We start from the raw sequence: 13,955 nt of genomic DNA on the forward strand, positions 1-13,955 counted from the left end.
GTCGCTCAATTAATATAATTCAAAAAATTAACAATTGTGTTAAAAAAAGGAGAGACTTTATGCCAAGAATAACATCGCTTTTAAAGTCCATTTGTGGGAAGATTATGTCAATACCTATGAGGCTCACAAAGAAAATGTACAGACATATGGCTCTGCTCACAATAGGTGGTGCAGTGATCAGTGTGGTTGCATTTTCAAGCAATGGATTTGCCGGAAGCGGAAAAAATGCTGTCAGTGCTAATGTCATAAATTCCGGAGAAGGTGAAACCTTTGAGGATGATATGCAAGACGAGACGGACGAAATTTTGGATAATGCCGGATTAGATAATACAACTGTTGATGAAGAAATCGCAAATTTGCCCCGAATAGAGCAAAAGGAGACCGGAAATGAAAAGATGGAAAGACTTCTTGAGGAACGCAGGGTAGCACTTGGATTATCTTCACTTACAGTAGAGGATTATAATAATCTGCTAAGGATTGTTGAAGCTGAAGTTGGTGACAATGATGTCTATGGTAGAACAATAGTAGCCAATGTTGTTTTAAACAGGGTTCGTTCAAGCCATTTTGAAAACACTATAACAGAAGTTATATTCAGCAAGGGACAGTTTTCACCTATAAGGGATAAGAGATTTTTTAAAGTTAAAGTAAGCGAAGCCACTATCAAAGGTGTAAATAATGCACTGATGGGAGAGGACTATTCAAGAGGCGCACTTTACTTTATGGATAGAGCATATTCTTCGAGCCATGCGGTAGGATGGTTTGATTCATCTTTGACATATTTGTTTTCTTATGGAGGTCACGAATATTTTAAATAAATTATAGTTGAGCAGGTATGTTTATGGGATTTGAGTTTTACAGTCCCCGGCGGTAATAAAAGAGTTGTCCGGGGGTTGTAAAATTAAGCCTATATACTGCTGTTCGAACTTTAGCTGTGATACATTTTTTTCTTTGAAAAAATCAAAAAAATGCTTGACATTGCAATGCCGCTCATATATAATGCTGTATGTGTCTGAGAGAGACATGTAAATAATCATCGGGGTGTGGCTCAGTTTGGCTAGAGTACCTGGTTTGGGACCAGGGGGTCGCAGGTTCGAATCCTGTCACCCCGACTTGTTTTCTAAAAACATAATATATGAGTCTGTAGCTCAGCTGGATAGAGCATCGGCCTTCTAAGCCGAGGGTCAGGGGTTCGAATCCCTTCAGGCTCACTGATATGCAGGTGTGGTTCAATGGTAGAACATCAGCCTTCCAAGCTGAATACGTGGGTTCGATTCCCATCACCTGCTTTTTATCATAATATATGATATATTATGGTGGGTATAGCGCAGTTGGTTAGCGCGCCAGATTGTGGCTCTGGAGGCCGTGGGTTCGAATCCCATTACCCACCCTTTGATGGGTCATCGCCAAGCGGTAAGGCACAGGACTTTGACTCCTGCATTCGCTGGTTCAAATCCAGCTGGCCCAGTTATATGGAATTGTTACGTAACACCTGAGGGGTGTTATTTTTAGAATAAGCGGTTATGCTTTGGGAGGTGCTTATGGATATTATGCCGATTTTTGCAGGTATTGTAGGACTTGTTATAGTAGTGGCGGTTGCGGTATCGGCCGGTACGATGGGGGCTGTATTCGGTGTTATAGCGGAAGAAGATGAAGACGATGAGTTTTAAAAAGTGGGGCAGAGATAAAAATCTCTGCTCTTTTTGATTTGCCTTAACTAAATGTTATGGCAAGTATAGAAAATATATATGCATAAAATAAAGAATAGTTAACAGTAAAGTTGAAAAAAGTTTTATTTTAAAGTATTATGGTAAGAAAATCTTTTAAAATAAGGAAAGATGGAATATGAAAGCAAATATAACATTGATAAACGGTGACGGTATAGGACCTGAGATAGTAAGAGAAGCAAAAAAGGTTTTGGAGGCTGTCTCACAAAAATATAATCATGAATTTATATATACAGATATAGATATGGGAGGATGTTCCATAGATAAATATGGAGTGCCCTTGACAGATGAAGCAATAGAGATTGCAAAGAGCGCTGATGCGGTACTTTTGGGAGCAGTCGGCGGCAATGTAGGAAATTCAAAATGGTATGATGTTGCACCTAATCTAAGACCTGAGGCCGGACTTTTAAAAATAAGAAAAGAGCTTGGACTTTTTGCAAACTTAAGACCGGCACTTTTATATAAGGAACTTGCCGATGCCTGTCCTTTAAAGACGGAGATAAGCAAAGCAGGTTTTGACATGGTAATAGTCAGAGAGCTTACAGGAGGACTATACTTCGGTGAGAGATATACAAAAGAGACAGACGGTGTAAGAACTGCGGTGGATACTCTTGTTTATAATGAAAATGAGATCAGAAGAGTGGCTAAGGTTGCCTTTGATATCGCTTCAAAAAGAAGAAAGAAAGTGATCAGCGTGGACAAGGCAAATGTACTTGACAGCTCAAGGCTTTGGAGAAATGTGGTCGAAGAGGTTGCAAAGGATTATAAGGACATTACTCTAGAACATATGCTTGTAGATAATGCGGCTATGCAGTTTGTAATGAATCCGGGGCAGTTTGATGTAGTGCTTACAGAAAATATGTTTGGTGATATTTTATCGGATGAAGCAAGTATGATCACAGGCTCCATAGGAATGCTTCCAAGCGCAAGCTTAAATGAGAGTAAGCTTGGACTTTATGAACCGAGTCACGGTTCGGCACCCGATATTGCAGGTAAGAATATTGCAAATCCTATAGCAACCGTACTTTCAGCGGCAATGCTTTTAAGGTATTCACTTGGTCTTGATAAGGAAGCCGGTGATATTGAAAATGCTGTCGAGAAGGTTTTAAAGGACGGATTCAGAACCGTAGACATTTATACTGAAGGAATGAATAAGCTTAGCACCTCTCAAATGGGTGACAAGATAGTTGAATATATAAAATGATTTCACAAAAGCAGATTGTGATAGGAAGAGGAAATATGGAAAATTTACGCTCCAATAATATGAAGTCGGGTATGCAGCAGGCACCGAGCAGATCGCTTTTAAATGCTGTAGGTATGACACCTGAGGAAATGAGAAAACCTATAATAGGTATTGTAAGTTCATTTAATGAGATAGTACCGGGACATATAAACTTAGATAAAATATCAGATGCCGTAAAGCTCGGCGTAGCGGAAGCCGGAGGAACACCTGTTGTATTCCCTGCGATTGCGGTATGTGACGGTATAGCAATGGGACATATAGGAATGAAGTATTCACTTTGTTCAAGAGATTTGATAGCCGACTCTACAGAGACGGTAGCAATGGCACATCAGTTTGATGCGCTTGTAATGATCCCGAACTGTGACAAGACAGTACCGGGAATGCTGATGGCGGCGGCCAGACTTAATATACCGACAGTATTTGTATCGGGCGGTCCCATGCTTTCAGGAAGAGTTAAGGGAAAGAATACATCACTTTCAAGTATGTTTGAAGCGGTTGGCGCATATGCGGCAGGTAAGATCAGTGAAGATGATGTAATGGAATATGAGAATAAGACCTGTCCTACCTGCGGTTCATGTTCAGGTATGTATACGGCAAATTCAATGAACTGTCTTACAGAAGTTCTGGGAATGGGACTTAGAGGAAACGGTACAATACCTGCAGTATATTCGGAGAGAATCCGTCTTGCAAAAAGAGCAGGATATGCCGTAATGGAAATGTTAAAGAGAGATATACGTCCAAGAGATATTATGACAAAAGAAGCATTTATAAATGCACTTACAATGGATATGGCACTCGGATGTTCCACAAACTCCATGCTTCACCTTCCGGCAATTGCCTATGAGGCGGGAGTTGAGCTGAATGTGGACATTGCAAATGAAATAAGTGCAAAGACACCGAACCTTTGTCATCTTGCACCTGCAGGACACACTTATATAGAAGAGTTAAATGAGGCCGGCGGTATCTATGCGGTTATGAAGGAGATATCAAAGCTTGGACTTTTAAACCTTGACTGTATGACGGTTACAGGTAAGACAGTCGGCGAAAATATAAAGAATGCCATAAATCTGGATACAGATGTTATAAGACCTGCCGAGAATCCATATTCAAAGGTTGGAGGAATTGCAGTACTTAAAGGTAATATAGCACCTGATTCATGTGTGGTAAAAAGAAGTGCTGTACTTCCTGAAATGCTTAAGCACTCAGGACCTGCAAGAGTATTTGATTGTGAGGAAGATGCAATTGCGGCAATCAAAGGCGGAAAGATAGTACCGGGAGATGTTGTGGTTATCAGATACGAGGGACCGAAGGGAGGTCCGGGTATGAGAGAAATGTTAAATCCTACATCTGCAATCGCCGGAATGGGACTTGATACTACCGTAGCACTTATAACTGACGGTAGATTTTCAGGCGCATCCAGAGGCGCATCAATCGGACATGCTTCACCTGAGGCGGCTGTAGGCGGACCTATAGGACTTTTACAAGACGGTGACATTATTGATATTGATATCAATGCAAATACAATAAATGCCAGAGTAAGTGAAGAAGAGTTTGCAAAGAGAAGAGAAAACTGGAAGCCAAGAATTAATGAGGTAACAGGTTATCTGGCAAGATACAGAAGGCTTGTTTCAGGTGCTCCAAGGGGTGCGGTTTTAACAGTGGACGAGTTATAGGAGGATAGATGGCAAAATTAAGCGGATCACAAATAATAGTTGAATGTCTTTTAGAGCAGGGTGTTGATACCGTATTCGGATATCCGGGCGGCGCAATACTTAATCTATATGACGAATTATATAAAAATCAGGACAGAATAAGACATATACTTACCAGTCATGAGCAGGGAGCCTCACATGCCGCTGACGGATATGCAAGAGCAAGCGGAAAAGTAGGTGTTTGTCTGGCAACAAGCGGACCGGGAGCTACAAATCTGGTAACCGGTATTGCAAGTGCATATATGGATTCAATACCGGTAGTTGCCATCACCTGTAATGTAGGCAATAATCTTCTTGGAAAAGACTCTTTCCAGGAGGTGGATATATCAGGCATTGTAATGCCTGTAACCAAGTACAGCTTTATTGTAAGAGACGGAAACAAGCTTGCGGAGACTATAAGAAGAGCCTTTAAAATAGCTGTAAGCGGCAGACCGGGGCCTGTACTTATAGATATTACAAAGGATGTTACCGGAGACAGCTTTGAATACGAGTATCAAAAGCCTGAAAAGGTAATGCCGACTACAAATGTAAGCGAAGAAGAGATATTAAATGCCGTTTCACTTATAAGAGCTTCAAAGAAGCCATATGTTTTGGTAGGTGGCGGAGCAATCCTTTCAGGAGCAAGCGAAGAACTTAGAACATTCGTTTCAAAGATAGATGCACCTGTAGCCGACACACTTATGGGTAAGGGCGCATTTGACGGCTCAGACCCGAAATATACCGGAATGGTGGGAATGCACGGAACAAAGACAAGCAATCTCGGAATAACCGAGTGCGACCTGCTTATTGTAATCGGAGCGAGATTCTCAGACCGAGTAATCGGTAATGCTAAGAAATTTGCAAAAAATGCAAAAATCCTTCATATAGATGTGGATGCGGCTGAAATAAGTAAAAATATCAAGGCACATTACAGTCTTATCGGTGATGCAAGATTGATTTTAAGAAAGCTTAACTCAAGACTTGACCCTATGCATCATGATGAATGGGTAGCACATATTGAAAGACTAAAGGATATGTATCCTGTAAGAACAAATAAGACCGGACTTACAGGTGAGTACATAATAGAGACCATAGATGCAAAGACCGCAGACGATACAATAATCAGTACTGAAGTAGGACAGCATCAGATGTGGGCGGCACAGTTTTATAAGTTTAAGAATCCCAGAACATTCCTTACATCAGGCGGACTTGGAACTATGGGATACGGACTTGGTGCGGCTATCGGTGCAAAGATGGCAGAGCCTGATAAGACTGTAATAAATATAGCCGGTGACGGATGCTTCAGAATGAATATGAATGAAATAGCTACAGCCACAAGATATGATATTCCGCTTATTCAGGTTATTATAAACAACCATGTACTTGGAATGGTTAGACAGTGGCAGAATTTATTCTATGGAAAAAGATACTCACAAACAGTGTTAAGAGATAAGGTAGACTTTGTAAAATTGGCAGAGGCCATGGGAGCCAAGGCCAAAAGAGTTACTACAAAAGAGGAGTTTGATGCCGCTTTTGAAGAGGCATTAAAATCGAATACAACTTTTGTTATTGAATGTGAAATTGATTCCGATGAGAAGGTATTTCCGATGGTATCGCCTGGAGCGGCTATATCGGATGCATTTGATGAGAAGGATTTGAAATTAAATCCGATTAAGTAAACAAGACGGTATTTTGCGAAAAGCAGATTGAAAATATTGTATTATAAGGAGATTATCATGGGTAGAGTATATAATTTTAGTGCGGGTCCCGCAGTACTTCCTGAAGAGGTTTTAAGAGATGCAGCAGCAGAAATGCTTGATTACAACGGTAGCAGAATGTCCGTTATGGAAATGAGCCATCGTTCCAAGGTATATGAAGAGATAATAGAGGAAGCCGAGAAGGATATAAGAGACCTTTTAAATATCCCTGATAATTATAAAGTGCTTTTCTTACAGGGTGGCGGACATACACAGTTTGCAATGGTTCCTATGAACCTTATGAAGAATAAAAAAGCGGATTACATAATCACAGGACAGTGGGCAAAAAAAGCCTTCCAGGAAGCAAAGATGTATGGTGATGTGGTTGCCGTGGCATCAAGTGAGGATGAGACTTACTCATATATTCCGGACTGCTCGGATTTACCTATAAGAGAAGATGCGGATTATGTATATATTTGCGAGAACAATACAATCTACGGAACAAAGTTTAAAACATTGCCGAACACCAAAGGCAAGGATTTGGTTGCAGATGTATCATCATGCTTTTTATCAGAGCCTATGGATATCAGTAAGTATGCTTTGGTTTGGGGAGGAGTTCAAAAGAATATAGGACCTGCAGGAGTGGTTATTGCAATTATAAGAGATGACCTTGTTACAGATGATGTACTTGAAGGCACACCTTCAATGCTCAGATATAAGATTCATGCGGACAACAAGTCACTTTATAATACACCTCCGACATACAATATTTATATTTGCGGTAAGGTATTTAAATGGATTAAATCTCTTGGCGGACTGGCTGCAATGAAGGAAAGAAATGAAGAGAAGGCAAAGATTCTTTATGATTTTCTTGATTCATCAAAGCTCTTTAAAGGAACTGTAAGAAAAGAGGATCGTTCACTTATGAATGTACCTTTTGTTACAGGAGACAAAGAACTTGATGCGAAATTTATCAAAGAGGCCGAGGCAAACGGATTTGTAAACTTAAAAGGCCACAGAAGTGTAGGCGGAATGAGAGCCAGCATCTACAATGCCATGCCGAAGGAAGGCGTAGAAAAACTGGTGGAGTTTATGAAAAAATTCGAGAAGGAAAATGCATAAGGAGATACTATGAGAAAAATACATTGCTTAAATGCTATTGCAAATGTCGGAACGGATATATTTGACGAAAATTATGAGCTTACAGACAATATTGAAGAAGCGGATGCCATTATGGTAAGATCTGCCGCAATGGGTGATATGGACTTCTCAGAAAATCTCCTTGCCATAGCCAGAGCAGGTGCAGGTGTAAACAATATACCGCTTGAGAGATGTGCAGATGCCGGAATAGTGGTATTTAACACACCGGGAGCAAATGCAAACGGTGTAAAGGAACTTGTAATCTGCGGTATGCTTTTGGCTGCAAGAGATGTAGTAGGAGGTATCGAGTGGACAAGAAGTATCAAAGATTCGAATACTATTGCAAAGGATGTTGAAAAGGGAAAGAAAAACTTTGCAGGTGGTGAGATAAAGGGAAAGAAACTCGGAGTAATAGGACTCGGTGCTATAGGTGCCGAAGTTGCAAATGCCGCAGCTTCACTGGGGCTTGAAGTTTTGGGATACGACCCGTTTATTTCAGTAAATGCCGCATGGAGACTTTCAAGAAAGATAAAACATATAACAGATATAAATGAAATATTCAGAGAGTGTGATTATATTACATTGCATATTCCACTCACAGATGATAACAAGGGAATGATCGGAAAAAATTCAATTCCTCAGATGAAGGACGGAGTTGTGATTTTAAACTTTGCAAGAGACCTGCTTGTAGATGATGATGAGATGGAAAAAGCGCTTGAGAGCGGTAAGGTTGCAAGATATGTTACAGACTTCCCAAACACGAAGTCTGCAAAGATGGAAAAGGCGATAGTTATACCTCATCTGGGTGCTTCCACACAGGAGAGCGAGGACAATTGTGCAGTGATGGCTGCAAATGAGCTTGTAGACTATCTTGAGAACGGCAATATAAAAAATTCCGTAAATTTCCCAAGCTGCGACATGGGAGTATGTCAGGTAGAGGGAAGAGTCGCTCTCCTTCATAAAAATATCCCGAATATGATAGGTCAGATTACCTCAGCATTTGCAAAGAACGGATATAATATTTCTGATCTTACAAATAAATCAAAGGGCTCAAAGGCATATACCCTTATAGATATAGAAAACAAGGCAAGCGAAAGCCTTATAAATGAGTTAAATTCTATTGAAGGTATTTTAAAGGTGAGAGTTATAAAGTAGTATTTTAACCAAAAAGGGAGTTATATATGGAATTTAGAAAAAAGGAGTATGCTCCTTTTGATATTTTTGATAGCGAATGGGCGGTAATAACAGTAGGCAACAAGGAAAAGTTTGACAAGAACAGTTTTATACAGGAAATAAGAGACTACTATGAACAGTATCCTGATGTCTATACTGATGGTCACGGCGGCTGGGAGCCTCATTTTATTCTGCTGGGCGAGATAGAAGAAATTATAGAGTAATGTGTGCCTTTAGGCATCAAAGGGGATAAGCTCTTTATGTGAAGATCTTATCCCTTTTGTGTGCAATAAAAATATTAAAATTTGAAGCTTAGAATACATTTATATATCCAATTTTTCAACGATCTCTCCATTTTCCTCTTTTTTCATAATCTTTTTAATAATTTCTTCGCTAAGATACTGTGAAAATAAAGTCAGGTCTTTTGATACTTCAAATACAATATTATGTTTTATACTGTCTGTATCAAAACTTAAGTCATATTTATCTTTACTATTCCAATAATTCCAATTTACATCCGTTCTCTCATAGTAAACATAATTTCTCTTTTTTGTAATATAAATTCTCTTATTGGTCAGTGTTTTTTTATCATCCGATATAAAGGTATCTGAATATATCTTTATCCCTTCAAAAAGCTTATATTCTTTAATATTATCATTTGAAATATTTAATTTAATCTCGCTGTATTCCATATTACCGCCTTTCTTTTATAACACTGTTTTGCAGATATTATACCATTTGCAAGTTAGCTTGTATATAATAAATCTAAGTAATAATAAAAGACTAAGTTCTACTGTATACGAATAAATTTGCCTTCTACATATTAATCAATTAGACTTATTGAGTATAAAGTACCGGTACGGCTTCATATTAGCTATTAAAAATTCCTTGACAGCGGTGTAAAGGTCTTCGTACTCCAAGTAGCACCCCCCTTGATTCGGCATAATTCTTTGATGCGTTCAAAGTTTAGAAATGTCATTACAAAAGTCTGCTCCCTCGTATAAATGATTAAACGGCGTTCTACTGTAATTTTGGGTACTTTTCTTCAAAGTCAGATACAATCTTGGAATCTAAATGAGCATCATCAGCATGTTTTATATCTTTACGAAAGACTTCAATAACAAAGTTTAGTTGTTTGATCTGTCTAGGGTAATCATCAATCAATTTCTGATGCTCCATTTGAATCTATTTAAAACACTCATCTGATTTAAAATCGGCAACTTTTCTTTTGAGTATTTTGTTTCCCAAAGTACCTTTTTCTTTTTCGTATTTCTTACATAATGTTTACCGTAAGGTTAAAAGTTGTTCAATCTTACTGGAAATATAATTTATATACTTACCTCATTTTATTGCATGATTATATCACAAATGCAGTATTTATGTGAATTTGATCACAGATCCCCTTGTTATTTTGCTATGTTCATAAACTATAAAAAATCGTATTCAAACACGGATTGGGTAGAACTAACTCCAAATGATAGTGAAATGTTTTCGTAAGTGCATATGCGCTTACTGTACTTATTCAATATGTTGGTTAGTGTACAAGCATAGCTGGAGAAAGAATATAAATGAGATAAATATTATTATAAAATATATTATTGACGATAATATAAAATCGTGCTATAAATTAACTAGGAGGTGGATTTGTGTTAATAACAAGAAGAGTTACAAATGAGAAAGAATTAGAAAAAATATTTCGAGAAAGGTACAGAATATTTGTTGAAAGAGATAAGGATGCACCAATAGAGTTATATCCAAATGGAATTATGAAGGATAAATGTGATGATGATGCAATTCATATTGCTTGCTATGATTCCTTAAACGCTTCTTTGTTGGGATTCTTGTCTGTAGTCTTGAAACTGGAAGATAAAATCAAATTACCGATTGAAGAACAGCATGATCTTTTTATAGAGATAGGGACTGCAGAAATTATGAGATTGATTATTATAGAGAACAAGAATATAAAACTAAAAGGACATATACTTAACGGCCTACTAAAAGAAATTGGAAATGTTGTTAGAGAATACAATTTGAAAAGGCTTTTTTTAGTCACTACAAAGGAAGCATATAATATCTATGTGAAGATTGGTTTTAGGCAAATAGGGCCGTACAGGCTATATAAAAATATTTCTAATGAATGTCCTATGTCATTAGAAATAAGTGAGGTAAATAATAAAATAATTTAAAAGGAGACTATGGAATGGAAAACAAAGTAATGAGAATTATTGCAGAAATTTCGGAAGTAAATGAAAGCGAAATTAGAATGGAGTTGGAATTGGTGGATGATTTGGAAGTCGATTCAATGATGTCTTTAGAGATATTAACTGAATTAGAGAGAGAATTCGATATCCGGATATCAGAAAAAGATTTGGCGGATTTTGTTACCGTTGGAGATATTTTTAATTTCGTGAAGGAAAAAGTAGATGAAAAGAAATAAAGTTGTAGTTACAGGTTTAGGTGTAGTTTCTTCTATTGGCGAGAATGTATTTGAATTTTGGAGAAACTGTTTAGATGGAAAAGTTGGTACAAATAAAATTGAAAAAGAGGGTATAGAGATTTTGAATGCTACTCAAGGAGGACAGATAAAAAATTTTAAAAGTACTTATCCTGGATTAGGGAGAAGTTGCCAGTTGTTGATAGCTGGTCTTGATGAAGCAATTGCTGATTCTAATTTGAACTTGAGTGAAATCGACCGTATTCTTATAGGGACAACTATGGGTGAAACAACTATTGATTACACTTTAAAGAATACATTTTTTGGAATAGAAAATCCCAGTACTTTTTTAAGACAAAATCAGCTAAATAATTTGGTGGGAGATGCCCTAAAGGCGTTGAAAATTGAAGATGTAGAAACATGCTTATTTTGCAATGCATGTTCTGGAGGGAATTACGCCTTAATATCGGGTTTTGAATCTATTAGGAACGGACTAGCCGATGTAATTATTGTTTGTGGTGTGGATTCTTTTTCTACAATTGCCTATTATGGATTTTCACGATTAAATGCTATTGCTAGTGAATATTGTAGACCATTTGATGAGAATAGAGATGGAATGTTAGTTGCGGAGGGAGTGGGATGTTTAGTTTTAGAGAGTGAGAAACATGCTAAAGCCAAAAATCAAAAAATCTATGCTGAGATTATTGGATATGGGATGAGTAGTGATGCTTTTCATATCAATGTTCCCCATCCAGAGGGTAGTGGAATAGAGTTAGCTATAAAAAAAGCTTTAGACTATGCTAATTTACTCCCAGAACAAATTGATTATATTAGTGCACACGGAACAGGTACCATTGCAAATGATAAAATTGAATCGAAAATATTAGAAAATATTTTTGGCAATGAAGTACCGATAAGTTCTATTAAATCTATGATAGGACACTCGATGGGAGCAGCTAGTTCCATAGAGGCTATTGTGTGCTGCTTGTCAATTGTTCATGGTAAGGTTCCACCTACTGCTAACAATTTGAAAAAAGACCCAGAATGCAATATAAATTGTGTTCCTAATATTTATCAAGACAAAGAAATAGTTTACGCAATGAATAATTCATATGCTTTTGCAGGATCAAATGCATCAGTGATATTTAAAAAATATTTAGGAGAAAGTTATGGGGATGAAAATACTAAATAGTTATAGGTTAAGCGATTTCTATGAATATGTTGATGAGACCTTGGATATTTATAGTAAAACCATTAAAGTGAAAATGCTAAAAAACATAAATATTTCAGACTATACGTCGAGTAAAGGACTCAAGAAACTACCAAAAGCCACTAAAAATGCGATTGTATCTTCAATTGCATGTACAAACAACATTTTAACTGAAGAAGAAAAAAAGGATCTAGGAATATTTGTAGGAACGTCGTTGTCATATGTCGAACATGGATTACAATTCATGTCACCTGCGTATGAGTCATCACCGAGATTAGTTAGCCCTTTAATGTTCCCTAATACAGTTTTAAATAGTATATCAGGGTGGATTTCTATTGTTTTAGGGAGTAAATCAATAAATACAACCATTAATACGGGGCAAAACTCTGGTATTGATGCACTAAAAGTAGCTTTAGAATTTTTACATTCTAAAGCTATTAATAAAGCTTTGGTTGTGGTTACTGAAGAAATAGCGAAATCTGTTGTTGAAAGCGATTTATTAAGTAGTAATTATTATATGGAAGATACTTTTGCTTTACTACTAACTCTTGATAATGACGATGAGCAAAACTTCAACTATGAGATTGAGGAGATTTACTCTAAGTATGTCACTAAAGATAAATTTTTGCAACATATTATGGTAATAGATGAGGACTTTCCTGATGAAGAAAAAAATGCAATATATGGTTTTTGGAAGGAAGATATTGTAAGAAATGCTGATTATTATTTTGTAAATGATATAAATATGTTATCTTGTACTTCGATAAATCAGTTTTTTCATTGCATACAGGACAATAAATATGACAATATAATTATTTCTGAAAACAATAAAAGTGGTATGTTTTCATATTTGAAAGTTAGAAAAAATGTGAGAAAGGTAAAAAATGAATAAAGTTGCAGTGGTTTCTGGTGGCTCAAGAGGGATTGGCTATGGTATTGCTAGAAAATTACAGGAGAAGGGGTATACGGTTTATATAATTGGTGTCAAGAATAGAACGGAGTCCGAACTATCTTCGAAAAAATATAGCGGAATGAATTATATTAATTTAGATATTACTGATTATGCATCAGTAAAAAATAATTTCAAGGAAATTTATGAAAAACATGCGAGATTAGATGTTCTTATTAATTCTGCTGGAATAGTAGATGATAAGAAGATAAAATTTATGACAGTCAACTCATGGAATAGCGTTGTTGGCACAAATCTTAATGGGGTATTTTGGGCAATAAAATGTGCAAGTAATTATATGATAAATAATAGAGAAGGTGTTATACTAAATATCTCTTCTGTTGCATCAAAAAAAGCTGTAAATGGTCAGAGTAATTATGCAAGTTCGAAAGCTGGAGTTGAAGCTTTAACAAGAGTTGCGGCTCTTGAGTTAGCACAATATAATATCAGAGTTAATTCAATTAGCCCTGGATATATAGATACCGATATGTTATCGAATGTTATAGGGATTAAAGAAATTATTGACACTATACCTTTAAATAGGCTTGGTAGAGTAGAAGATATTGCAGAATTAGCAGCTTTTTTGATTAGTGAAAAATCCGGATATATTACTGGTCAGAATTTTATTATAGATGGAGGGGTTACACTATGATCCACTTGACTTATAGTTTCGAGGATTTACCAACAATAATTA

14 protein-coding genes and 5 tRNA genes are annotated in these 13,955 nt (G+C 36.9%); 18 read left to right on the forward strand and 1 reads right to left on the reverse strand.

Annotated elements, in window-relative coordinates; genetic code table 11:
- Positions 1–59 precede the first annotated feature (59 nt).
- The 13 genes from EHV10_RS08980 to EHV10_RS09035 all read left to right on the forward strand — a co-directional run bounded on the left by EHV10_RS08980 (position 60) and on the right by EHV10_RS09035 (position 8,892).
- Positions 60–815 carry a cell wall hydrolase gene (locus EHV10_RS08980; RefSeq protein WP_128674357.1) on the forward strand — a complete coding sequence of 252 codons (756 nt, stop codon included), beginning with the start codon at positions 60–62 and terminating at the stop codon, positions 813–815.
- Positions 816–1,034: 219 nt separating this feature from the next.
- A tRNA-Pro gene (locus EHV10_RS08985) sits at positions 1,035–1,109 on the forward strand.
- A 25-nt stretch (positions 1,110–1,134) separates the two neighbouring features.
- Positions 1,135–1,208 (forward strand) — tRNA-Arg (locus EHV10_RS08990).
- Between the two features lie 7 nt (positions 1,209–1,215).
- Positions 1,216–1,286 (forward strand) — tRNA-Gly (locus tag EHV10_RS08995).
- Between the two features lie 27 nt (positions 1,287–1,313).
- Positions 1,314–1,387: transfer RNA gene (locus tag EHV10_RS09000), tRNA-His, on the forward strand.
- Positions 1,388–1,393: 6 nt separating this feature from the next.
- Positions 1,394–1,465 (forward strand) — tRNA-Gln (locus EHV10_RS09005).
- 73 nt (positions 1,466–1,538) lie between these two features.
- The gene (locus EHV10_RS15130; protein ID WP_009662261.1) at positions 1,539–1,667 is read left to right on the forward strand and encodes a hypothetical protein; all 129 of its coding nucleotides are present in this window, start codon (positions 1,539–1,541) and stop codon (positions 1,665–1,667) included.
- 175 nt (positions 1,668–1,842) lie between these two features.
- Positions 1,843–2,928 carry a 3-isopropylmalate dehydrogenase gene (gene leuB / locus EHV10_RS09010; RefSeq protein WP_128674358.1) on the forward strand — a complete coding sequence of 362 codons (1,086 nt, stop codon included), beginning with the start codon at positions 1,843–1,845 and terminating at the stop codon, positions 2,926–2,928.
- Positions 2,929–2,963: 35 nt separating this feature from the next.
- Entirely contained in the window at positions 2,964–4,640 is a 1,677-nt protein-coding gene (ilvD, locus tag EHV10_RS09015; RefSeq protein ID WP_243116113.1) for a dihydroxy-acid dehydratase, read from the forward strand.
- Between the two features lie 8 nt (positions 4,641–4,648).
- Positions 4,649–6,337 (forward strand): biosynthetic-type acetolactate synthase large subunit, encoded by a 1,689-nt coding sequence (ilvB, locus tag EHV10_RS09020; protein ID WP_128674360.1) that lies wholly within the window; start codon positions 4,649–4,651, stop codon positions 6,335–6,337.
- 57 nt (positions 6,338–6,394) lie between these two features.
- A complete protein-coding gene (gene serC / locus EHV10_RS09025) occupies positions 6,395–7,477 on the forward strand; it encodes a 3-phosphoserine/phosphohydroxythreonine transaminase (RefSeq protein ID WP_128674361.1) in 1,083 nt (360 codons plus the stop codon).
- Positions 7,478–7,486: 9 nt separating this feature from the next.
- A complete protein-coding gene (locus EHV10_RS09030) occupies positions 7,487–8,650 on the forward strand; it encodes a phosphoglycerate dehydrogenase (RefSeq protein WP_128674362.1) in 1,164 nt (387 codons plus the stop codon).
- A 26-nt stretch (positions 8,651–8,676) separates the two neighbouring features.
- Positions 8,677–8,892: a hypothetical protein gene (locus EHV10_RS09035; RefSeq protein ID WP_128674363.1), complete on the forward strand. Its 216-nt coding sequence runs from the start codon at positions 8,677–8,679 to the stop codon at positions 8,890–8,892.
- A gap of 99 nt (positions 8,893–8,991) precedes the next feature.
- On the opposite strand, the gene EHV10_RS09040 is transcribed toward EHV10_RS09035, so the two are convergent.
- Complete coding sequence (locus tag EHV10_RS09040; protein ID WP_128674364.1) at positions 8,992–9,360, reverse strand: EXLDI protein; 369 nt, start codon at positions 9,358–9,360, stop codon at positions 8,992–8,994.
- A 954-nt stretch (positions 9,361–10,314) separates the two neighbouring features.
- Here EHV10_RS09040 and EHV10_RS09045 point away from each other — a divergent pair.
- The 5 genes from EHV10_RS09045 to EHV10_RS09065 are packed head-to-tail and all read left to right on the forward strand — an operon-like array spanning position 10,315 to position 13,913.
- A complete protein-coding gene (locus EHV10_RS09045; RefSeq protein ID WP_128674365.1) occupies positions 10,315–10,854 on the forward strand; it encodes a GNAT family N-acetyltransferase in 540 nt (179 codons plus the stop codon).
- A 14-nt stretch (positions 10,855–10,868) separates the two neighbouring features.
- Positions 10,869–11,105, forward strand: coding sequence for an acyl carrier protein (locus EHV10_RS09050; RefSeq protein WP_128674366.1), 237 nt, complete (start codon positions 10,869–10,871; stop codon positions 11,103–11,105).
- A complete protein-coding gene (locus EHV10_RS09055) occupies positions 11,092–12,294 on the forward strand; it encodes a beta-ketoacyl-[acyl-carrier-protein] synthase family protein (RefSeq protein WP_128674367.1) in 1,203 nt (400 codons plus the stop codon). Before EHV10_RS09050 ends, EHV10_RS09055 begins: the two co-directional genes overlap by 14 nt.
- Entirely contained in the window at positions 12,272–13,204 is a 933-nt protein-coding gene (locus EHV10_RS09060) for a beta-ketoacyl synthase N-terminal-like domain-containing protein (protein WP_128674368.1), read from the forward strand. The genes EHV10_RS09055 and EHV10_RS09060 overlap by 23 nt, the downstream gene beginning before the upstream one ends.
- The gene (locus tag EHV10_RS09065) at positions 13,197–13,913 is read left to right on the forward strand and encodes an SDR family NAD(P)-dependent oxidoreductase (RefSeq protein WP_128674369.1); all 717 of its coding nucleotides are present in this window, start codon (positions 13,197–13,199) and stop codon (positions 13,911–13,913) included. Before EHV10_RS09060 ends, EHV10_RS09065 begins: the two co-directional genes overlap by 8 nt.
- Positions 13,914–13,955 lie beyond the last annotated feature (42 nt).

The sequence above is a fragment of the Lachnoanaerobaculum gingivalis genome (genome assembly GCF_003862475.1).
Taxonomy (GTDB): Bacteria; Bacillota; Clostridia; order Lachnospirales; family Lachnospiraceae; genus Lachnoanaerobaculum; species Lachnoanaerobaculum gingivalis.

Coding starts and splice junctions, on each gene's coding strand:
- EHV10_RS08980 (WP_128674357.1), top strand. CDS start 60: ATGCCAAGAATAACATCGCTTTTAAAGTCCATTTGTGGGAAGATTATG.
- EHV10_RS15130 (WP_009662261.1), top strand. CDS start 1,539: ATGGATATTATGCCGATTTTTGCAGGTATTGTAGGACTTGTTATAGTA.
- leuB (WP_128674358.1), top strand. CDS start 1,843: ATGAAAGCAAATATAACATTGATAAACGGTGACGGTATAGGACCTGAG.
- ilvD (WP_243116113.1), top strand. CDS start 2,964: ATGGAAAATTTACGCTCCAATAATATGAAGTCGGGTATGCAGCAGGCA.
- ilvB (WP_128674360.1), top strand. CDS start 4,649: ATGGCAAAATTAAGCGGATCACAAATAATAGTTGAATGTCTTTTAGAG.
- serC (WP_128674361.1), top strand. CDS start 6,395: ATGGGTAGAGTATATAATTTTAGTGCGGGTCCCGCAGTACTTCCTGAA.
- EHV10_RS09030 (WP_128674362.1), top strand. CDS start 7,487: ATGAGAAAAATACATTGCTTAAATGCTATTGCAAATGTCGGAACGGAT.
- EHV10_RS09035 (WP_128674363.1), top strand. CDS start 8,677: ATGGAATTTAGAAAAAAGGAGTATGCTCCTTTTGATATTTTTGATAGC.
- EHV10_RS09040 (WP_128674364.1), bottom strand. CDS start 9,360: ATGGAATACAGCGAGATTAAATTAAATATTTCAAATGATAATATTAAA.
- EHV10_RS09050 (WP_128674366.1), top strand. CDS start 10,869: ATGGAAAACAAAGTAATGAGAATTATTGCAGAAATTTCGGAAGTAAAT.
- EHV10_RS09055 (WP_128674367.1), top strand. CDS start 11,092: ATGAAAAGAAATAAAGTTGTAGTTACAGGTTTAGGTGTAGTTTCTTCT.
- EHV10_RS09060 (WP_128674368.1), top strand. CDS start 12,272: ATGGGGATGAAAATACTAAATAGTTATAGGTTAAGCGATTTCTATGAA.
- EHV10_RS09065 (WP_128674369.1), top strand. CDS start 13,197: ATGAATAAAGTTGCAGTGGTTTCTGGTGGCTCAAGAGGGATTGGCTAT.